At 31.8% G+C, this 19,556-nt stretch carries 18 protein-coding genes; 7 read left to right on the top strand and 11 right to left on the bottom strand.

Going from position 1 to position 19,556, the window contains the following annotated elements; all coding sequences use genetic code 11:
• The first annotated feature begins 15 nt into the window (after positions 1-15).
• Positions 16-969 carry a phosphoribosylaminoimidazolesuccinocarboxamide synthase gene (locus AAON49_RS03345; protein WP_349552646.1) on the top strand — a complete coding sequence of 318 codons (954 nt, stop codon included), beginning with the start codon at positions 16-18 and terminating at the stop codon, positions 967-969.
• Positions 966-1,439: a hypothetical protein gene (locus AAON49_RS03340; RefSeq protein ID WP_349552645.1), complete on the top strand. Its 474-nt coding sequence runs from the start codon at positions 966-968 to the stop codon at positions 1,437-1,439. The genes AAON49_RS03345 and AAON49_RS03340 overlap by 4 nt, the downstream gene beginning before the upstream one ends.
• 49 nt (positions 1,440-1,488) lie before the next feature.
• On the opposite strand, the gene AAON49_RS03335 is transcribed toward AAON49_RS03340, so the two are convergent.
• The 3 genes from AAON49_RS03335 to AAON49_RS03325 all read right to left on the bottom strand — a co-directional run bounded on the left by AAON49_RS03335 (position 1,489) and on the right by AAON49_RS03325 (position 3,843).
• Positions 1,489-2,055: a fasciclin domain-containing protein gene (locus tag AAON49_RS03335; protein WP_349552643.1), complete on the bottom strand. Its 567-nt coding sequence runs from the start codon at positions 2,053-2,055 to the stop codon at positions 1,489-1,491.
• Between the two features lie 193 nt (positions 2,056-2,248).
• Positions 2,249-3,013 (bottom strand): TerC family protein, encoded by a 765-nt coding sequence (locus AAON49_RS03330; RefSeq protein WP_349552641.1) that lies wholly within the window; start codon positions 3,011-3,013, stop codon positions 2,249-2,251.
• 50 nt (positions 3,014-3,063) lie between these two features.
• Complete coding sequence (locus AAON49_RS03325; RefSeq protein WP_349552640.1) at positions 3,064-3,843, bottom strand: sulfite exporter TauE/SafE family protein; 780 nt, start codon at positions 3,841-3,843, stop codon at positions 3,064-3,066.
• Between the two features lie 76 nt (positions 3,844-3,919).
• Between AAON49_RS03325 and AAON49_RS03320 the strand changes: the two genes are divergently transcribed.
• From AAON49_RS03320 to acs, 3 genes are all read left to right on the top strand, one after another.
• Positions 3,920-4,204, top strand: coding sequence for a DUF4212 domain-containing protein (locus AAON49_RS03320; RefSeq protein WP_349552639.1), 285 nt, complete (start codon positions 3,920-3,922; stop codon positions 4,202-4,204).
• Between the two features lie 9 nt (positions 4,205-4,213).
• Entirely contained in the window at positions 4,214-5,902 is a 1,689-nt protein-coding gene (locus AAON49_RS03315) for a sodium:solute symporter family protein (RefSeq protein WP_349552637.1), read from the top strand.
• 109 nt (positions 5,903-6,011) lie between these two features.
• The gene (gene acs, locus AAON49_RS03310; protein WP_349552635.1) at positions 6,012-7,901 is read left to right on the top strand and encodes an acetate--CoA ligase; all 1,890 of its coding nucleotides are present in this window, start codon (positions 6,012-6,014) and stop codon (positions 7,899-7,901) included.
• Here acs and AAON49_RS03305 read toward each other — a convergent pair.
• From AAON49_RS03305 to AAON49_RS03290, 4 genes are all read right to left on the bottom strand, one after another.
• The gene (locus tag AAON49_RS03305) at positions 7,896-8,465 is read right to left on the bottom strand and encodes a TVP38/TMEM64 family protein (protein WP_349552633.1); all 570 of its coding nucleotides are present in this window, start codon (positions 8,463-8,465) and stop codon (positions 7,896-7,898) included. The two genes, acs and AAON49_RS03305, sit on opposite strands and share 6 nt — an antisense overlap.
• 91 nt (positions 8,466-8,556) lie before the next feature.
• Positions 8,557-9,240 carry a response regulator gene (locus tag AAON49_RS03300; protein ID WP_349552632.1) on the bottom strand — a complete coding sequence of 228 codons (684 nt, stop codon included), beginning with the start codon at positions 9,238-9,240 and terminating at the stop codon, positions 8,557-8,559.
• Entirely contained in the window at positions 9,237-11,264 is a 2,028-nt protein-coding gene (locus AAON49_RS03295; RefSeq protein ID WP_349552630.1) for a tetratricopeptide repeat-containing sensor histidine kinase, read from the bottom strand. The genes AAON49_RS03300 and AAON49_RS03295 overlap by 4 nt, the downstream gene beginning before the upstream one ends.
• 87 nt (positions 11,265-11,351) lie before the next feature.
• The gene (locus tag AAON49_RS03290) at positions 11,352-11,543 is read right to left on the bottom strand and encodes a hypothetical protein (protein ID WP_349552628.1); all 192 of its coding nucleotides are present in this window, start codon (positions 11,541-11,543) and stop codon (positions 11,352-11,354) included.
• A gap of 1,608 nt (positions 11,544-13,151) precedes the next feature.
• Here AAON49_RS03290 and AAON49_RS03285 point away from each other — a divergent pair.
• Positions 13,152-13,898: a DUF6503 family protein gene (locus AAON49_RS03285; protein WP_349552627.1), complete on the top strand. Its 747-nt coding sequence runs from the start codon at positions 13,152-13,154 to the stop codon at positions 13,896-13,898.
• Here AAON49_RS03285 and AAON49_RS03280 read toward each other — a convergent pair.
• From AAON49_RS03280 to AAON49_RS03265, 4 genes are all read right to left on the bottom strand, one after another.
• Positions 13,888-14,424 carry an NUDIX hydrolase gene (locus AAON49_RS03280; protein ID WP_349552626.1) on the bottom strand — a complete coding sequence of 179 codons (537 nt, stop codon included), beginning with the start codon at positions 14,422-14,424 and terminating at the stop codon, positions 13,888-13,890. The genes AAON49_RS03285 and AAON49_RS03280 overlap by 11 nt on opposite strands.
• Positions 14,425-14,438: 14 nt before the next feature.
• The gene (locus AAON49_RS03275) at positions 14,439-16,115 is read right to left on the bottom strand and encodes a M1 family aminopeptidase (RefSeq protein WP_349552625.1); all 1,677 of its coding nucleotides are present in this window, start codon (positions 16,113-16,115) and stop codon (positions 14,439-14,441) included.
• Positions 16,116-16,189: 74 nt separating this feature from the next.
• Positions 16,190-17,353, bottom strand: coding sequence for an aminotransferase class V-fold PLP-dependent enzyme (locus AAON49_RS03270; RefSeq protein ID WP_349552624.1), 1,164 nt, complete (start codon positions 17,351-17,353; stop codon positions 16,190-16,192).
• 3 nt (positions 17,354-17,356) lie between these two features.
• Entirely contained in the window at positions 17,357-18,445 is a 1,089-nt protein-coding gene (locus AAON49_RS03265; RefSeq protein WP_349552623.1) for a M42 family metallopeptidase, read from the bottom strand.
• Between the two features lie 161 nt (positions 18,446-18,606).
• Here AAON49_RS03265 and AAON49_RS03260 point away from each other — a divergent pair, with 161 nt between their 5' ends.
• Entirely contained in the window at positions 18,607-19,341 is a 735-nt protein-coding gene (locus AAON49_RS03260) for a DUF4294 domain-containing protein (protein ID WP_349552622.1), read from the top strand.
• The last annotated feature ends 215 nt before the right edge of the window (positions 19,342-19,556 follow it).

Below are 19,556 nucleotides of genomic sequence, written 5' to 3'. Positions count from 1 at the left end.
AATTAAATTATCAACATGATCAACACAATTAATCAAACCAATTTTCACTTTCCAAATCAAAAATCTGTTTACAAAGGAAAAGTAAGAGAAGTCTATAATATCAATGATGATTTATTGGTAATGATTGCCTCAGATCGGCTGTCTGCATTTGATGTAATTATGCCACGTCAAATTCCTTATAAAGGTCAGATTCTGAATCAGATTGCAACTAAAATGATGCAAGAAACAGAAGATTTGGTACCTAACTGGTTGATTGCAAATCCAGATGAAAACGTTGCTGTTGGACATTTATGTGAGCCTTTTAAAGTTGAAATGGTTATTCGCGGCTATTTGTCAGGGCATGCTGCACGTGAGTATCATTCAGGAAAAAGAACTTTATGTGGAGTTTTTATGCCAGAAGGTATGAAAGAAAACGATCGTTTTCCAGAACCCATTATTACACCCTCAACAAAAGCCGATAATGGAGAGCACGATGAAGACATTACAAGAGAAGATATTTTAGCAAAAGGAATTGTTTCTGAAGAAGATTACTTAATTCTAGAAGATTATACTAGAAAACTCTTTGAAAGAGGAACAGAGATTGCTGCTAAAAGAGGATTGATCTTAGTGGATACAAAATATGAGTTTGGAAAGACCAATGATGGTAAGATTGTTTTAATAGATGAAATACATACTCCAGATTCTTCTCGTTATTTTTATGCTAATGGATATGAAGAAAGGCAAGAGAAAGGAGAAAAACAAAAACAATTGTCCAAAGAGTTTGTTCGCCAATGGTTGATTGAAAACGGATTTCAAGGAAAAGAAGGTCAACAAATCCCTGAAATGTCTGATGAAAAGATTTTAGAAATCTCAGATCGTTATATCGAATTGTTTGAACAAATAACTGGAGATACCTTTGTAAAAGCCGATACTTCCAACGTGTTGGGTAGAATTGATAAAAATGTGACTGGATTTATACAGTCGTTATGAAAGCCGTCACTGTAAAAAAAATAAAAGATGAACTTAATCATCGTTCTCAAAACGAATTGGTTGAGTTGTGTTTAAAGCTTTCCCGATTTAAAAAAGAGAACAAAGAATTACTTACCTATTTATTGTTTGAAGCTCATGATGAAGAAGCCTATATTCAAAGTGTAAAGGATCTTGTAGATGATCTTTTTCAAGAAATTAATACCAAAAGTTTTTTCTATATCAGAAAAAGTATGCGTAAGATTCTAACACTTACTAAGAAGTTCATCAGATACTCTAAAAAGAAAGAAACAGAAGTAGAACTTTTATTGCATTATTGTAAACGATTAAAAGAATTTTCCCCTTCCATTGAAAAAAGTCCTAGGTTAACTAAAGTATTTCATACTCAGTTATCATTAGCAAAAAAAGCTATAGCCACACTACATGAAGATCTTCAGTATGATTATCAAATAGAAGTAGATAATTTGCAATAAAAAAACCGCTGTATGGGGTACAGCGGCTCAAAAAGTCAACCAAAACTTCTTATTTAGGCATCACTACGCTGTCAATTGCATGAACAACGCCATTTGATGCTTTAACATCAGTAATAATAACGGTAGAGTTATTTCCTTTTTCATCCGTTAAAATTACTTTTCCATTGCTAATAGAAGCAGTTAATTTTCCACCTTGAACGGTTTTGATTACAAACTTTCCTTTGTTTGCATTAATTGCTTTTACTACATCTTTAGCTTTAAATTTACCTGCTACCACATGGTAAGTTAGAATAGACGTTAATAATTTTTTGTTCTCTGGTTTTAACAAAGTACTTACGGTTCCTTCTGGTAATTTGTCGAAAGCCGTATTTACAGGTGCAAAAACTGTGAATGGTCCATCACTGTTTAAAACCTCAACTAAATTAGCTGCTTTTACTGCAGCTACAAGTGTTGTAAAATTCTTGTTAGAGGCAGCTACACCTACGATAGTTTCTTCAGTTTTGTTAGTTTTTACTACTTTTTTGTCCTTTCCTGGATCTGTATTATTGATGGCTAAAACAGAAGAAGAAATGAAAAGAGCAACTACAACTGCGGTAAATAATTTTTTAATATTCATTGTATTTGTTTTATGATTCATTACAAAAGTACTGCTCAATTAAACTTATTTTGTTTAACAAAAAGTTAAAATAGTTAAACAAAAGTATTAAAATTTTATTAATAAATACAATTTAAAGTACTTGAAGTGTGATTTATAACTAAAAAAAACCACTCATAATGAGTGGCTTAGTAACTTTTAATCTAGAATGACATTATTTTTCTTTTTCTTGTAATAGTTTCTTTTGATACTTACTTTGAACAATATCTGTAATTACCAAAATTCCAATAACAAAGTAGAATGTAGTTTTACTCATAGGTACTATTTCATTTCCAAAGAGTTTTAAATGCGCTAAATGACCACCTTCAGTTAACAGCATAATACCTACTATAAAAAGTATAAAAAGCCCTAATACTTCATACATTCTGTTTTTTGCAAGGAAATTAGAAACCTTATCAGCCAACCAAATCATTAACAAACCTCCAATTATAATTGCAGTTGCCATGACCCAAAAAACATCCGTTAAGGCCATAGCACTTAAAATAGAGTCAAAAGAAAAGACAATATTCATAATAACTATCATAGTAATTACTTTACCAGTAGATTTTTTACCACCACCTTCAACATCATGATCCATATCTTTTACTCCTATCATATGCCAGATTTCTTTCATAGCAGTATATACTATAAATATTCCTCCTGCTAATACAATCATACTATGGATGTTAAACTTTCCCTCAGCATAACCTTCGAAAGAAAATTTTAAAATAGGATCTTGAAAAAACTGAATTAGTTTAAGCAGTACAAATAGCAGAACTATACGTAAAACAATTGCTAATAAAATCCCCATCTTTCTTACATAAGATTGTTTCTCTATAGGAGCCCTTTTGCTTTCTAGTGATATATATAATAAGTTGTCGAAACCTAAAACTCCTTGTAAAAGAATGAGCATTAGAAGTGTAAATATATTTTCTAACATATAAATTTGATTAATTCGTATAGAGTTTCAAATATATTAAGTTGAAGTGACTATTGAATATAATCCCATAGAATTTTTAAGCTTGCAAAAGCAATTAAAATAGAGGTAGCTTTTTTTAGTTGTATGGGGCTAAAAAAACGATTACTCAAACGACTTCCAATCTGACCACCAATAAATACTGTAATTAACAAGATAGATGTTAAATTCCAATCAATTGCAAAATCAGGATTAAAGTATTGTCCAATCAAGCCACTCATAGAATTTACAAGAATAAACAAACTTGCAGTAGCAGCAATCTTCTTTGGAACATCCCAACGCGTTAAGTGAAGTATTGGAGCTAGAAAAATTCCTCCACCAATACCTACCATTCCAGAGATAAAACCAATAATACCTCCATACCCTGCATTTTTACTTATACTTAAATTCTTAATATCATTTGTATTTGATACAATTCTTTTAGAAATCCACATAGTAATTGCTGCAAATAGTAATGTAAAGCCCAATAGAATAAAAAAGAAAGTTTGGTTGATTTTTAAATAACCTCCTAAAAAAGCTAAGGGTACACTAAATAAAACTAAAGGAATTACTTTCTTCCAATTATAGAGTTTGTTTTGTTGAAAAAAGAAAACATTTCCAGAAACCACAATAATGTTACACAACAAAGCAGTAGACCTTATCTGCGTATACGCAATTCCGGTTAGAGCCAGAATAGCTAAATAACTAGATCCACCACCAAAACCTACAGAAGAATACAAGATTGCGACTGCAAAAAAAAGAAGAACAATATACCAGTTAGAAATAAGAATATCTGAAAGTAACTCGATGCTCATAAAACCAAATATAGTATTATATGAGTTATTGTTTCATAAAAAACTTTACTTTTATAAAACTTCAAAAGTGAACGAAATGAAATCGTATTGGAAAACAAACCTTAGGTATTTATTAATTCTTTTATCCATTTGGTTTTTAGTTTCATTTGGAGCAGGAATTCTATTCAGAGATTTACTCGATACAATAAAAATTGGAGGATTTAAATTAGGATTTTGGTTTGCTCAACAAGGTTCTATTTATGTATTTGTGATCTTAATATTTGTCTATGTAAGACTGATGAATAAACTTGACAAAAAGTTTGGGTATGACGATGAAAGTGCGCAAGAACAAAATAAAACTGATAAACAAATCAACAGTTAAGTTTTAGATATGAGTATACAAATTTGGACTTGGGTTTTAGTTGGAATCACATTCACTTTATATATAGGAATTGCCATTTGGTCAAAAGCATCTTCTACCAAAGATTTTTATGTAGCAGGAGGCGGTGTCTCTCCTTTAGCAAACGGATTGGCCACAGCAGCCGATTGGATGTCGGCAGCTTCTTTTATTTCGATGGCTGGAATTATCTCTTTTGGAGGATATGACGGATCTGTTTACCTCATGGGATGGACTGGAGGTTATGTTTTGTTAGCACTATTGTTAGCACCTTATCTAAGAAAGTTTGGAAAGTTTACCGTTCCAGATTTTATAGGTGACCGTTATTATTCAAATACAGCCAGAAGTGTAGCTGTTTTTTGTGCTTTGTTGGTTTCTTTTACTTATGTAGCAGGACAAATGCAAGGAGTAGGGATTGTGTTTTCTCGTTTTTTAGAAGTAGACATCACCACTGGTGTGATTATAGGAATGATCATAGTTTTGTTTTATGCAGTTTTAGGAGGTATGAAAGGAATCACCTATACTCAAGTGGCGCAGTATTGTGTTTTGATATTTGCTTTCATGGTCCCAGCAATTTTTATTTCTATCCAAATGACTAATAATCCAATTCCACAATTAGGATTTGGCGGAGCTGATGAAAGTGGAATGTATCTCTTGGATAAATTGGATGGATTACACAGACAGTTGGGCTTTGCTGAATATACCTCTGGAAGTAAATCAACATTAGATGTGTTTTTTATAACCGCCGCTTTAATGGTTGGAACAGCGGGATTACCTCATGTAATTGTACGTTTTTTTACAGTGAAAAAAGTTGCTGATGCTCGTAAATCTGCAGGTTGGGCATTATTATTCATCGCAATTTTATATACGACTGCACCGGCAGTTGCTGTGTTTTCTAGAACCAATTTAATTGAGACAGTTAGTAACAACAAGTATGATGAAATGCCGCTTTGGTTTAAAAAATGGGAAACAACAGGTTTGATAACTTTTAATGATAAAAATCAGGATGGGTTTATCCAATATGTTGCAAACAAAGAAATTAATGAGCTTGAGGTAAATAGAGATATAATGGTTTTAGCAAATCCAGAAATAGCTAAGCTTCCCAATTGGGTAATTGCTTTGGTAGCAGCAGGTGGTTTAGCAGCAGCGTTGTCAACTGCAGCGGGTTTATTATTGGTTATTTCTTCATCAGTATCGCATGATCTTATAAAGAGAATGATACAACCTAATATTTCTGAAAAAGGAGAATTGATTGCAGCGAGAATTTCTGCTGTAGTAGCTGTTTGTGTTGCTGGTTACTTCGGAATTAACCCTCCTGGCTTTGTTGCTGCAACAGTGGCTTTAGCATTTGGATTGGCAGCAGCCTCTTTCTTTCCTGCCATTGTTCTGGGAATATTTTATAAGAAAATGAATAAAGAAGGAGCAGTAGCAGGAATGATTGTAGGTATTTTACTTATGTTATTTTATATGACCAAATTTAAATTCGATTGGTTTGGTGGAGGCACTAAAGAAGATTGGTGGTTTGGAATTTCTCCAGAAGGTTTTGGAACCGTTGCTATGATTGTTAATTTTATAGTATCAATAACAGTATCTAAATTTACACGTAAGCCTCCGAAAGAAGTTCAAGAAATTGTTGAAAATATTAGAATCCCAAGCGGAGCAGGTCAGGCTCATGACCATTAAAATTAGAATCAATCTGCTGTTAAGCTATAAAATGAGTCCGTTAGTAGAAAAAAATTAGTATGATAATTTAGGATCGCTACATTTAAAAGCAAAATAATTAGTTAGAATAATGAGAATCAATTCATATCAAGAATATAAAGAAGTATATCAAAAAAGTGTTGAAAATCCATCTGAATTTTGGAATAGTATAGCAGAACAATTTGTTTGGAGAAAAAAATGGGATAAAGTTCTAGAGTATGATTGGTCTAAACCATCTACAAAATGGTTTTTAAATGCAAAACTGAACATTACTGAAAATTGTTTGGACAGACACCTGAAAGATAAAGGAGATCAAATAGCTATTATTTGGGAGCCTAATGATCCAAAAGAAGATGCAAAACACATTTCTTATAAAGAATTACACAGTCAAGTTTGCGCTTTTGCCAATGTGTTAAAAAACAATGGAGTTACAAAAGGAGACAGGGTTTGTATTTATATGCCTATGGTGGCAGAATTAGCTGTGGCTGTTTTGGCTTGTGCTAGAATTGGAGCTATTCATTCGGTTGTCTTCGCAGGATTTTCATCAACAGCATTGGCAGCGAGAATAAATGATGCTACTTGTAAAGTATTGTTAACTGCCGATGGAAGCTTTAGAGGAAATAAGATAACTCCGTTAAAAGATATCGCTGATGAAGCGTTAAAAACATGCCCCAGTATAGAAAAAACTATAGTATATCAAAGAACTCAACAAGAGATTAGTTGGAATCCTAGTTTAGACGTTTGGTGGCATGAAGAATTAGAAAAAGTAGACAATCATTGTCCTGCTGAAGAGATGGATTCTGAAGATATGTTGTTTATTTTATATACATCAGGATCAACAGGTAAACCTAAAGGAATGGTACATACCTGTGGAGGTTATATGGTATATACAGCTTATTCATTTCAAAATGTTTTTCAATACAAACAAGGAGATATTTATTGGTGTACAGCAGATATTGGATGGATTACAGGACATAGCTATATAGTTTACGGACCTCTAAGTTCTGGAGCAACAACTGTGATGTTTGAAGGAGTACCCAGCTATCCAGATTTTGGACGATTTTGGGAAGTATGCGAAAAGCACAAAGTCAATCAATTTTATACTGCACCTACAGCCATAAGAGCATTGGCAAAGCATCCAACTGAATTAATTGATAAATACGATTTATCGGACTTAAAAGTTTTAGGAACTGTTGGAGAACCTATCAATGAAGAAGCTTGGCACTGGTATGATGATTATGTTGGTAAAAACAAATGTCCAATTGTAGATACTTGGTGGCAAACAGAAACCGGTGGTATGATGATTTCTTCTTTAGCTGGCATAACAGAAGATAAACCAACCTTTGCAACACTTCCTTTGCCAGGAATTCAACCTGTTTTGTTAGATCATGACGGTACTGAAATCTCTGAAACGAAAGCCGAAGGAATTTTAGCAATCAAACACCCATGGCCTTCTTTAGCTAGAACCATTTATGGAGATCATGAGCGCTATAAGAATGTCTATTTTTCTGCTTATCCAGATCATTATTTCCCTGGTGATGGAGCCTTACGAGATGAAAATGGAAATTATCGCATAACCGGTAGAGTAGATGATGTAGTAATTGTATCTGGACATAACCTAGGAACTGCACCCATTGAAAACGCAATTAACGAGCATGAGAAAGTGGTTGAAAGCGCAGTAGTAGGATTTCCTCATGATATTAAAGGAAATGCTTTATATGCATATGTAATTACTTATGATGGAGTTGAAGAGAATGATCAGTTGATTAAAGAAGTTAGAGAAGTAGTTTCAAATACAATTGGTCCTATTGCCAAACCTGATAAGATTCAATTTGTAAAAGGGCTGCCAAAAACCAGATCTGGAAAAATTATGAGAAGAATTTTGCGTAAAGTAGCTTCTAACGATATTTCTAATTTAGGAGACGTATCAACATTATTAAACCCAGAAGTAGTAGAAGATATTATAGAAAATAAACTATAAGAGGTTAAAAATACTGGAGCCAAAGAATATATAAATAGAGCATAAGATAATCTCTCCAATAAAAACTCCTAAAAACATATTTTTAAAAGGTGTTTTTAAAACACCAGTTACATAGCATATCAAATCTGTTGGAACAAACGGAAATAAAGACCATCCAGCAATAAAAAGGATAGATTTTGAATTTTCTAAACGAGACTTCCACAAGTCGATTTTTGAAGGAAACTTTTTGTTTAAATGTTTACTAAATCCAAGTAAGTCAGAGAAATAGTAGAGAGCAGTAGCAGAAAACATAATACCTGCTAATGAAATTCCTAAAACCAATAGTAAACGATCTGGAAATAATAATCCACCAGCAATTACAAATGGAGTACTAGGAATAAGAAAAAAACCTCTGATAAAAGTCAGCAAAATATAAATGAACAGCATTTCATTAGTAAACTTTTTAATAAAAGAAGTAAGATATTCAGGCGTAAAAAACTCTGGATAAATGAAATACGTTGTTATCAAACCAACAGTAAGCAAAACCCATATACTGTAGACGATAATTTTTCCTTTTCTAAGCATGCGTAAATTCGTAGATCGTGTTTTAAATCAGTTGAGAATCATGTAAAATACATGACCTATGATATAAACGAATTTGATGAAAGATTGTTACTTAAATAAACCCCTTTTCTTTAGCAAGAAGCAGGAGTTCTCTATCATCAGCACTACTAATATTAAAGATTTGTTTTAAGTGTCGTTTTCGCTTCTCAATTCCGGCAATAGATAAAGGAACAATAGCCGGTAACTCTTTCATTTTTGTTCCAATTGAGAGTTCATAAAGTATTTGACGATCTATCTTATCTAAAAGTAAATCACTAGACACTTGATTGCGGAGTAATTTCACAACAGTTTTGCTATAGTAGGGTGGGTCTAAAATAACCTCTTGAATAGCAGTAACCAATTCTTGAGGAGTGATATCATTCTTAATCAGAAAACCATCAGGATTGATGTTTTTAAATATGCTATGAACTCTGTAATTGTCATTAAATGTAGTAGAGACAATAATCTTGGTTTCAGGAAGTAGTTCGTTAATTTTTAAGCCCAAATCTTCTCCTGAAAGAATCTTCCCATCCTGAGAAGGAGGTAAGCTCATATCTAAAAAGACAAGAGCTAAATGCTTTTCATCGGATGTGCAATTTTTGATATATGAAAAAGCGTCATCACAATTATGTGCAACCTCAATATCAAAAGAAATAGATGAGTCTTTTTTACCAATATGTATGAATGCGCTTTTGTAAGCTTCACAGATGAGTGGATGATCATCCACAATTAACACAGTGTATTTTTGATCTGTCATGATTCAATGGGGATTTTGATATCAATTTCAGTTCCTTTTCCAGAAGCAGATACAATGTTAATAATTCCATTCATCTTTTCCACACGAGATCGAATATTTTTTAATCCGATTCCTTTTTTTGACCTGCTAGTTGAAAATCCAATACCATCATCTTTCAGTTTAATAGTTAGAGAATTCTTATCTGTAAAAAAGTCTAATGTTACATTGTCTGCTTGCGCATGTTTGGTGGTATTTTGTAAAGCTTCTTGAATGATACGATATACATTTACTTTGATAATTTCATCTGTAGACCTCCAAGAGATATTTTGATCTATGTTCAAATGAAATTTAAAATCTCCTACTTGACTCTTAGATTCTAGCAATTGATTGATAATGGTTGTAAAGTTAACATCTGCATCTTCAAAATTGGTATTCAGTTTGTGAGAGACATCTCTTATTTCTTTCTCTATTTCCTGTAATTCATCCAAGAAAGATTGATGTTGTTTTTTGGTTTCTTCATCGGCGTTGATGTCTAAGAACCCCATTCCAACACGAGTTCCAAATAAACGTCCTAAAATGCCATCGTGCAATTCTTGGGAGATTCTGTTGCGTTCTCTTGTTTTTTCTTCCTCTAGTGTAGCTTGCTGTTTTAAGGTAAGTAAATAAACTTGTTCGTTAGCCTTTTGTTGTTCTGTTTCTAAGAATAGTTTTTCGTTTTTAGCGCGTTGTATACGAACAATATACAAGAGAGATAGTATAAGTATGACTCCAATACTTATCACAAATATCCAGATTAAACGTTGATTAAGAATTTTGTTGTCCTCGATGACTTCGTCGGTTTCGAATTCGATGCGGGTAAACTTATCTAGGGTTTTCCGTTCAGTATCAATTAAACTATCGTTGTACCGAATATATTCTTCTAGATAATATTTAGCCTTACTAGGCTCTAGATTGGCTAAAAGTTTTAATGACTCTAGATAATCAACACCATTTTTAATTTCTCTAGCGAGAATATTTGCTTCTTTGGCATAATGAATTGAATTTATGGTGTTAGAAATATGCTTGTAATATTTTGACAAACGTATTTTTACAAAAACGATTCCAGCTTTATTGTTAACACTATCTCTTATTTTTAAAGATATATTAAGATCTTTTTTTACATTAGAAGTATCACCAAGTTTTAATCTACTATAGGCTCTGTTGTCAATAATTCTTGCATAATGACTAATATCATCTTTATTTTCATCCAAAGCTTGGTTAAAATATTTAATAGCTTTTTTGTAGTTTCTTTTTGCATGATATGTTAAACCAACATTATTAAACCTTGTCGAAGTATAGTTTCTTTTGTTTGTAAGTTTGTCAAGATATTTTTTTGATTTTTCATAGTATTCTAATGCTTTGTCATGTTTCCCAATATCATTTTGTAAATCCCCTAGTAAGTTATATGAATTGAACAAAAACCTATTGTTGTTAGATTTAGTGAATAGTTCTATTGCTTGAAAAATTAATACTTCACTACCTGTGTAATCACGATATCTTCCTCTAGCAAAAGCCATGGAATATAACATTCTGCCAGCTTCATAGTTTTTTTTGATGCCCTTAAAATAAGGGAGAGCTTTATTGTAATAGTAGTAAGATTTTTCATACTGCTGTCTATTATGATAATAATCAGCATAACTCCAATAGGCATCTGCAATTACAAAAGAGTCGTTTAATTTAAAAGCTAACTTTAAAGTTTCACCATTGATTTTTTTAAAAGACTCTATTTTATCAATTTGATAAAAACTATAAGAAATATTAGTTAAATGATAAACTTTTATTGTATCGTCCTTTAAAACTTTTGCATGTTGATAAGCTCTTTGTAGAATAGAGTCCTTGAGGTCTTTGGATAAGTTTTTGTCTTTAGAAGCTTTTATCCATATTGAGATACTGTCGTTTTTTTTAACAGAATCATTAGTGTTAATTTTTTTTCTATTACAATTTGTTAAGAGAAATAAGAAAAGAATACTAACTAAGAAAATTTTGCAAAGAATTTTTAATTTCAAAAGCGATTCTTTTTGAGTTAAAAAACAAATCTAATAAAAAAAGCCCTTAGCAAAGGCTAAAGGCTTGGGATTTATATGTAAGGTGAATTAACCACCTTTTCCGTCACCAGTATCTGTACCATTTCCGTCTCCTGTAAATCCAGAAGTTGTAGAAGTAGTTACTTCGGTGTTTGGAACTGTCTCCATAACAGTTTTATCATCATTATTAATTATATCAGTACATGAATTGAAAAGCACTGAAAATAAAATTGTTAACAATACAATTTTTAAAGTTCTCATAACATAAATTTTTAAATTTTGACAATAGTTTTCTTTGCCGTAAATACAGCGGTTTTATAGTTGGAATAGAAGGGTTAGATTCTATTCAACTTCGTCTGCTGCAGGCAGACTAACCAAACTTCTATCGGAAAGACTTTGTAAAGTCAGTGAAATCAGAATACTACTTCTGTGGCCTACAGAAGGTTTTGACTTCTAGAAATTCTCTATTGTGCACAATGGAAGCGTTCGCAATTTTTTAATAACGCTGGTGTTTTTTTCATCTATAATACAATGATTAAGAAATGAAATCAATGATGTTTTTGTAAACAGGACCTCTTGTTGAGTAATCCCTGCTTTTCAGTGAGTTAAATTTTACATCGGTACGTAGTTTAAAAGGTTTCCATAGCTTTTGAATTGTCCCATTAAGATACGAAAAATCAATGAATTAACCAACTTTTTTTATCATTTTTTTAACGTTTTTTGATGTTGTTTCATAGCAATTATTCCCACACCACGACTCGTTTTTCCTTTTGTTCATAGCATAAAAAAATGACACCTTGTTGAGGTGCCATTTTTAGATATAATTAAGAGTTTTTTCACTCATTTTCACATTCTAAAAAATAACACCTTCAATTCTACAACACCATCAATTTGCATTTCAAACCATACTCTTATAGTATTTTCTGTTGTGTTTAATACATGTGTTCGCATAACTGTTTCTATTTTGTTTAAATGTTACCCATTCTAATCGAAATTATTTCTAATCGATTTGCGGGGCAAAGATGAAAACTATTTTTTAAAAAACAAATAAAAATTAAATTTAATTTACTGATAATCAATATATTATGTTGATTTTAGAAATGAGTATTCCTGTCCGTTCTTCACAGATATTGTGGCATTTTTGCAACGTTTTGCGTATCAATTGCTTACAGCTCAAATTCTTTTATGTAGATTTAAAACATTACTCTCATAATTATTCTCAAAAAAATACTAAAAAAGGCGCCCAATATAAATTAGACGCCTTTTTTATGATTGTTTTTATAGTTTATATCATAAATAATGACTAAAAAATTCACACACTACGTCATTCTTCAATAGAATCCTTAAAGGAACTCCTTGAAAATCACATTCATTTTTAAAAATACTTGTCCAATTATATATTGACATTCGTTTCATTTTGCGACAAATATATACTATTCTTTAAAGTGTTTATCTGAGAATGTTAAAAAGTAAGTAATCTCCTTACTAATAGTAATAGTTTTCCTTACAGCTAATTCGTTTATACACAATACTTTTGGTATTAGAATGCAACTGTATTCTAAAAGGTATGAGCAATAACAACAAATACACTTAGGGAAACATTGTATGAATAAGAGAGAAAGTTGTTCTGAAGGTTAATCTTCTCATACCAAAAGAGGTTCAGACGTTGTAAAACAAACTGTAACTAACCAACAGCTATCTTCAGAACGGTAATTTTATATTTGTTTTGAGAATCTACTTAAGACAAAGCCCCAGACGAAACGCCTTGATTAAAGGCGTTTTTTTTTGCTAAATTTCCATTCAATTTTTAGGATGTGTAAGTATGACTTATAAATACCGACACTAAACCAAGTATTAAAAACTAACACAATGAAAAAACTTACGATACTAGTTGCTCTAACAATGCTAATTGCCTCTTGTAAAAATGAATCTAAAAGAGAAATAAAGAAGGAAAAGTTTCCTGAAGAGTTAGGGAAGGTATTTCAAAATCATGGAGGAATTGAGAATTGGAGAAAAGCTAGAACATTATCATTCAATAAAGGAGAAGAAGCACATACAGTAGATTTAAAGTCGAGGAAAACGCTCATAAATACTCCTAATTACTCGATGGGTTATAACGGAAAAGAAGTTTGGCTTTCAGAAAAAGATTCTGGTACCTACAAAGGAAATCCATCTTTTTATCACAACCTGTTCTTTTATTTCTATGCCATGCCTTTTGTGCTTGCTGATGATGGAATCATATATAGCGAAGCAAAATCCATCTCTTTTGAAGGAAAAGAGTTTCCTGGAGTTAAAATATCTTATGAAGCTAATGTAGGGTCATCGCCAGATGATAATTATATTATTTATTACAATCCAGAGAATTATCAAATGGAATGGTTAGCCTACACAGTAACGTTCAGATCTAAAAAGCCATCGGATAGATATAATTTGATTAGATATGAAGAGTGGAAAGCGTCTGATGGATTTAAATTCCCTAAAAAGATAACTTGGTATCAAAAAGATGAAAACGGTCAACCTACAAAACCAGCAAGACCTGCAACAGAGTTCACATTACCTTTAGTAAGTAAAACGGCTTTAAAAGATGCTTCTTTTGAAAAACCAATTAAAGAATAGATTGAATTTCTGAAAAGATAAATTGAAAATACTCAGAAGTATTAGGCACCATTGAAATATTCTCATTGGTGCTTTTTAGTATTTCGATATCAAATAACTGAATTGCAGCTACTTCTTCATCTTGTTTTTTAAGATGAGCTATAGGTTGTTTTAGTTCTACAATAAAAACATGATAAAATTCATTATCTAGAATTCCGTTTGGATGTTTTCTTTCTCCTTTTCTGATAGCTACCTTATGTAACTGATGTATTTTTATTGTCAATCCAACTTCTTCTTTTATCTCTCGTAAAGCAGCATCTTCAATAGATTCTCCAGCATGAACATGACCAGCTACAGAAACATCCCAAAGTCCAGGATAAGTCTTCTTTGTAAAACCTCGTTGTTGCATTAAGATTTTGCCATCTTTGGTGTATAACCATGCATGTATAGTAGCATGGTAATATCCATGTTTATGAGCAACAGATTTTAAGCAGCTTTCTCCTGTTAATTTTCCAGATTTATCAAGAATATCAATCAATTCGTCCATAGTCCAGTTTTGGACTAAAAAGATAGAATATTTTTATTGTGTGTAGTGTCTTTTAATGATGGAATTTTAGCAACTCTTGCAGGAAAATATTTATAATGAGTTTCTTTGCCATTTTTCACAACTTTAAACTCAGCTTCATAAGCAGGGTTGCCATAGTAATATCCTCTAAAAGATAATTGATCACCTTTCCTTAAACCAACTTTGTATGCGTTTGAGTTTTCATCAATCTCAGTAATTTCTTTCCTGTCTTCACTTAATACGAGTCCTAAGTCAAAAACATTAGAAGTAGGAGTAAAATCATAGTTGAAATCGCTATATATTTTTTCTAGATCAAATAATTCGCCGTTAATAATATGCTTTGTAAAAAAAGGGGTAAGGTCTTCTTTTAAATATTGATTTGCTTTTGAAAGAAAGTACTTGTGATTAAGTTTCTGATTGTTTTTTACAGCATCTTCTTTAATTTCTAACATTAAATCGTCTAAAGATTTAGCTCCATTCGATTCTTTCCTAATTTTACTATCAAGGTAAAATGCAAAAACAGCACCACGTCTATAAGGAAGCTTACCATAATCTCTACTTGACCAAAAATTATCGTAATTAATTTCTGAATTTGGTGCTTCCTTCACAGGAGATGTATATAAAGCCATCACAGATTCATTGAACTTACTAATAAAGAAAGATTCATTTAGGTTTGCAATATTGTTTTTAGCAATATTTTTAAAAGTATAATAATCTGTAAATCCTTCGCTAAACCAATATTGCTCCTCTTCATTTTCATTTCTAATTACATGTCCAGTCCAATTGTGCTGTAGTTCATGATTAAATAAATATACCAAGCCTTCTAGTTCAAGATATTTATTATTTGTTGCTGTAGTTGCAAAAGAATTGGTTAGGCCGCTACCTTGAAAACCACTTCCCCTTTCCATATAAGTAGGAGTCATAGTTACAGCAAAATATTTTTGTGAATGATCTTGCCAAAAATTACGCTGAGCGGTTAATGTTTTTTCTAAAATAGAAACAATTGTAGAGTCATTAAATATCTCCCAGTTTCCTCGAATACCAAAAACGGCTTTATTTCCTTTAATATCTAATTCATAAGCTCTGTAATCACCACCAGTAAATACAGCACTATGAAAATAACGTTCATTAGTATTTTTAATTTGCTGCTTTCGAAAGTTTGTTTCAAAGCTGTTAACAAGGCTAAAATCATCATTGAAACCGTTCCAATGAATCTCTACATCAAATAACTCTTTTGAATTTGGAACATAATCTCTTGGAAGCATAAACAGATTATGAGAAAAAACATGAAAAAAATCTTTTTGAATTACAGGTCGATAGGTATCTAAAGTGGTAAGTTTTCCTTCAGTGTCTTGTTGTATCGTATATGAAAAACGAATTTTACTCAACCCTTTATCATGTTTTAAAATGATACGATTACTATCTTTTTCTTTAATAATTTCTGAAGCCTCTTCAGATTTAAGATTACTTAGTGTATTATAAAGATTTTCTTGTCCCCAAGCATTATCTTGTAAAAGCAACACTGTTTCTCCGTCAGGATTTGCTTTAAATTCCATAGAGATATTTAGTGCAGGCTTTCCATCTCTTTCTGATGGTGTTACTTCATAATTGATTTGATTGTTTTCTTGACAAGCAGTAAAAGCGATTATAAAAAGTAAAATAATTTTTCTCATGGTAGTTAGATTTTTGTTTAGAGACGAGAAAAAAAGTAGAGTGTAACAAAAAAGCTTCCTTTTGGAAGCTTTTTTTATGATTTGATACAAGATTTAATAATTTCTAAAAGAGTTTCAAAATCTTTCTCTGAATTATATAAATGACAAGACAATCTTAAATAAGTACCTCTAAAGGATATATAGATGTTTTTCTCTTTCAATGTTTTCTTTAATAGGTCGATGTCAATTTTTTCCGGAAGTCCAACTCCAAACATATGATGAGTTCTGTCTTCATCATTTTCTATAAAGCAACCAAGAGTTCTCAACTCATTTGTTAAGGATTTGGTTATTTTTTTGCAATATGCTTGTATACTTTGTGGGCTCCACTCAATGATTTGTTTCAAAGCAGCTATTTGCATTTTTACATAGATAAAACTTCCACTTTCACCAACCATATACCTATTTGCTAGAGGTTTATATTCGGATTGATATTGTGTAAGACCTGCAAAATTTTCGCTATGAAGCCTATTAGCCCAATTTTCTTCAATTGGGGTACCATTATCAAAATAAGATCCAAAATAAGCATAAGCACAGCCATAAGGTCCAAACAACCACTTATAACCCGCGCAAATCAATGCGTCAGGTTGAATTTCCTTAACTGAGAACGGAAAAGCTCCTACAGACTGACTACCGTCTATAACTAATAGAGAATTATATTGAGTTGTTTTTTCTCTTATCGATTTTAAATCAAATAAAGTACCATTAGACCAATGAACATTACCCATGGCTACTAAGGCAGTATTTTCATTAATGGTTTCTAAAATTCTCTGATTCCATTTTTGCCCTCGATTGGTATCTGTATCTGGTTGTGATACAAATTTCAAACTTGCTCCATATTTATCAGCTAGTTTTTTCCATATATAATAGTTGCTAGGAAATTGCTCATCAACGATAATAATTTCATCGGAAGGTTTTAACGTTATGTTGTTGGCAACACATGCCATTCCGTATGAAACAGATGGGATAGTGGCAATTCTATTAGAGTCATCTACATTAATTAATCTAGCAAAGAGTTTTTTCAGTTCAATTACTGGGTCGAAAAAATCTGAAACAGGAATAACATGCGGAGTGCTCTTATCTAAAATAGCTTGGATACCAGCTTCTTCAATAGATTTAAAAGAAGGCGATAAGCTAGCAATATTCAAATAAGTAACATCTTTAGGGATACTAAATAAATGTTGTTGATTTGATAATTCCATGGTTTACTCAAAATAAGAGAACGTTTCTCCTCCTTTTATTTTTAATAAAGTTTCATAAATTAATTTGATAACATTCTCTACATCATCTCTATGAACCATTTCAACTGTAGTGTGCATATAACGCAAAGGCAAAGAAATTAATGCAGATGCAACACCACCATTACTATATGCAAAAGCATCAGTATCTGTTCCAGTTGCACGAGACAAGGCTGAACGTTGAAAAGGAATTTTTTTCTCTTCAGCAGTTTCTGTAATCAGATCCCTTAGTTTTTGTTGTACTGCAGGAGCATAAGCAATAACTGGTCCGTCACCATTTTTAATAGCACCTTCTTTTTTTTGATTAATCATTGGAGTAGTGGTGTCGTGTGTTACATCTGTAACGATGGCCACATTTGGTTTAATGGTTTCAGTAATCATTTCTGCACCTCTTAAACCAATTTCTTCTTGAACCGAGTTAGTAATGTATAAACCAAAAGGTAACTTCTTTTTGTTTTCATGTAAAAGTCGAGCAACTTCAGCAATCATAAATCCACCCATTCTATTGTCAAGTGCTCTACAAACAAAATTGGTTTCATTTAAGATGTGAAACTCGTCAGGATACGTAATAACACATCCAACATGAACTCCCAACTTTTCAACTTCTTCTTTGCTTTTACAACCTACATCGATAAAAATATTGTCGGGTTTTGGAGCCTCCTCTTTAGCGCGATTTCTAGTATGAATAGCTGGCCACCCAAAAACACCTTTTACAATTCCGCTCTTTGTATGAATGTTTACAATTTTACTAGGAGCAATTTGATGGTCGCTACCTCCATTTCTAATTACGTAGATTAAACCATTATCTGAAATATAATTTACATACCAAGAAATTTCATCAGCGTGTCCTTCAATAACTACTTTATATTTCGCTTTTGGGTTAATTACTGCAACAGCACTTCCATAAGTATCTGTGATAAACTCATCAACATAAGGCTTTAGATAATTCATCCATATTTTTTGTCCTTCCCATTCATATCCCGTAGGAGCAGCATTGTTTAAATACGCTTCTAAAAAAGAAATTGATTTTTTATTTAAAATTGATTTTTTAGCCATTCTTGTCTTTTAATTTGTTTTGATAAAAATAAAACCATTTTTGTGACCGTTAAAATAAAATTGAAACTATTACAAACTTTAGATTTTTGTTAAGATTATTTCTATACAATTAATCGTTAAGATTTTTGAATTGTAATATCTTTACAGTAAAACATTTTACGTTGAAAAAAGGAATCTTCATATTAACTTTATTGATAGCATCTATAAATGTAGCTGCTCAAAAGAAAGATGATCCACCTCTAAAGCTTGAAGATTATATTCTCATAAAAAATGGAGATACACTTACAATTAATTTAGATGAAGTTTCTGTAATTCCTAGACTTAAATTTAATTCACCAGACGATGCTCGTTATTATTACTGGTTTCGGAGTAAAGTATACAAAGCATATCCTTATGCTAGATTAGCATCCGAAAGGTTAGATTCTTTAAATGCAAGGTTGAATAGAATTAAGAAAAAAAGAAAAAGAAGAAAGTATACAAAGCGAGCTCAAAAATACCTTGAAGGAGAATTTACAGATCAATTAAAGAAAATGACACGAACAGAAGGTCGTATTCTTATCAAGCTAATTCATCGCCAAACAGGAAAAACTGCTTTCGAAAACATTCGGAAACTCAGAAGTGGATGGAAGGCATTTTGGTACAATACTACTGCAAACCTATTTAAGTTATCCCTCAAAACTGAGTACCATCCAGAATCAGTAAATGAAGATTATTTAATAGAGGATGTTCTTCAAAGAGCATTTATGGATGAAAAGCTCCCAGTTCAGAAATCCAAGTTAGAATTCGATTTCCCTAAAATTGCGTCATCTAAAAAAGGAAAAGTTGATGTAGAAGAGTATAAAAAGATGTTTGCAAAGAAGAAAAAAAAGAGAAAGAAAAAGAAAAATCGTAGCTAACGATAAGACTCCTAGGTTTTTAAAATATTTCCCAAAAAAAAGCGTAAAAATATTTGGTTAGAAAAGATGTACTATTATATCTTTGCGGTCCGTTTTTACGGGGAGTTCATTGTTTTGTTTTTGTTTTGGTAATTGGTTTGGAAAAACTTTGAAAAAAAAACAAAAAAGTTATTGCGGATATAAAAATAGTTTTTACATTTGCACCCGCTTTGAGA

The organism is Pseudotenacibaculum sp. MALMAid0570 (genome assembly GCF_040151415.1).
In the GTDB taxonomy this organism is placed as follows: domain Bacteria; phylum Bacteroidota; class Bacteroidia; order Flavobacteriales; family Flavobacteriaceae; genus Polaribacter.
This window is presented reverse-complemented; position numbering and strand designations above follow the sequence as displayed.

Excerpts from the sequence above, each read along its gene's own strand:
- AAON49_RS03345 (WP_349552646.1), top strand. The coding sequence starts at position 16 with ATGATCAACACAATTAATCAAACCAATTTTCACTTTCCAAATCAAAAA.
- AAON49_RS03340 (WP_349552645.1), top strand. The coding sequence starts at position 966 with ATGAAAGCCGTCACTGTAAAAAAAATAAAAGATGAACTTAATCATCGT.
- AAON49_RS03335 (WP_349552643.1), bottom strand. The coding sequence starts at position 2,055 with ATGAATATTAAAAAATTATTTACCGCAGTTGTAGTTGCTCTTTTCATT.
- AAON49_RS03330 (WP_349552641.1), bottom strand. The coding sequence starts at position 3,013 with ATGTTAGAAAATATATTTACACTTCTAATGCTCATTCTTTTACAAGGA.
- AAON49_RS03325 (WP_349552640.1), bottom strand. The coding sequence starts at position 3,843 with ATGAGCATCGAGTTACTTTCAGATATTCTTATTTCTAACTGGTATATT.
- AAON49_RS03320 (WP_349552639.1), top strand. The coding sequence starts at position 3,920 with ATGAAATCGTATTGGAAAACAAACCTTAGGTATTTATTAATTCTTTTA.
- AAON49_RS03315 (WP_349552637.1), top strand. The coding sequence starts at position 4,214 with ATGAGTATACAAATTTGGACTTGGGTTTTAGTTGGAATCACATTCACT.
- acs (WP_349552635.1), top strand. The coding sequence starts at position 6,012 with ATGAGAATCAATTCATATCAAGAATATAAAGAAGTATATCAAAAAAGT.
- AAON49_RS03305 (WP_349552633.1), bottom strand. The coding sequence starts at position 8,465 with ATGCTTAGAAAAGGAAAAATTATCGTCTACAGTATATGGGTTTTGCTT.
- AAON49_RS03300 (WP_349552632.1), bottom strand. The coding sequence starts at position 9,240 with ATGACAGATCAAAAATACACTGTGTTAATTGTGGATGATCATCCACTC.
- AAON49_RS03290 (WP_349552628.1), bottom strand. The coding sequence starts at position 11,543 with ATGAGAACTTTAAAAATTGTATTGTTAACAATTTTATTTTCAGTGCTT.
- AAON49_RS03285 (WP_349552627.1), top strand. The coding sequence starts at position 13,152 with ATGAAAAAACTTACGATACTAGTTGCTCTAACAATGCTAATTGCCTCT.
- AAON49_RS03280 (WP_349552626.1), bottom strand. The coding sequence starts at position 14,424 with ATGGACGAATTGATTGATATTCTTGATAAATCTGGAAAATTAACAGGA.
- AAON49_RS03275 (WP_349552625.1), bottom strand. The coding sequence starts at position 16,115 with ATGAGAAAAATTATTTTACTTTTTATAATCGCTTTTACTGCTTGTCAA.
- AAON49_RS03270 (WP_349552624.1), bottom strand. The coding sequence starts at position 17,353 with ATGGAATTATCAAATCAACAACATTTATTTAGTATCCCTAAAGATGTT.
- AAON49_RS03265 (WP_349552623.1), bottom strand. The coding sequence starts at position 18,445 with ATGGCTAAAAAATCAATTTTAAATAAAAAATCAATTTCTTTTTTAGAA.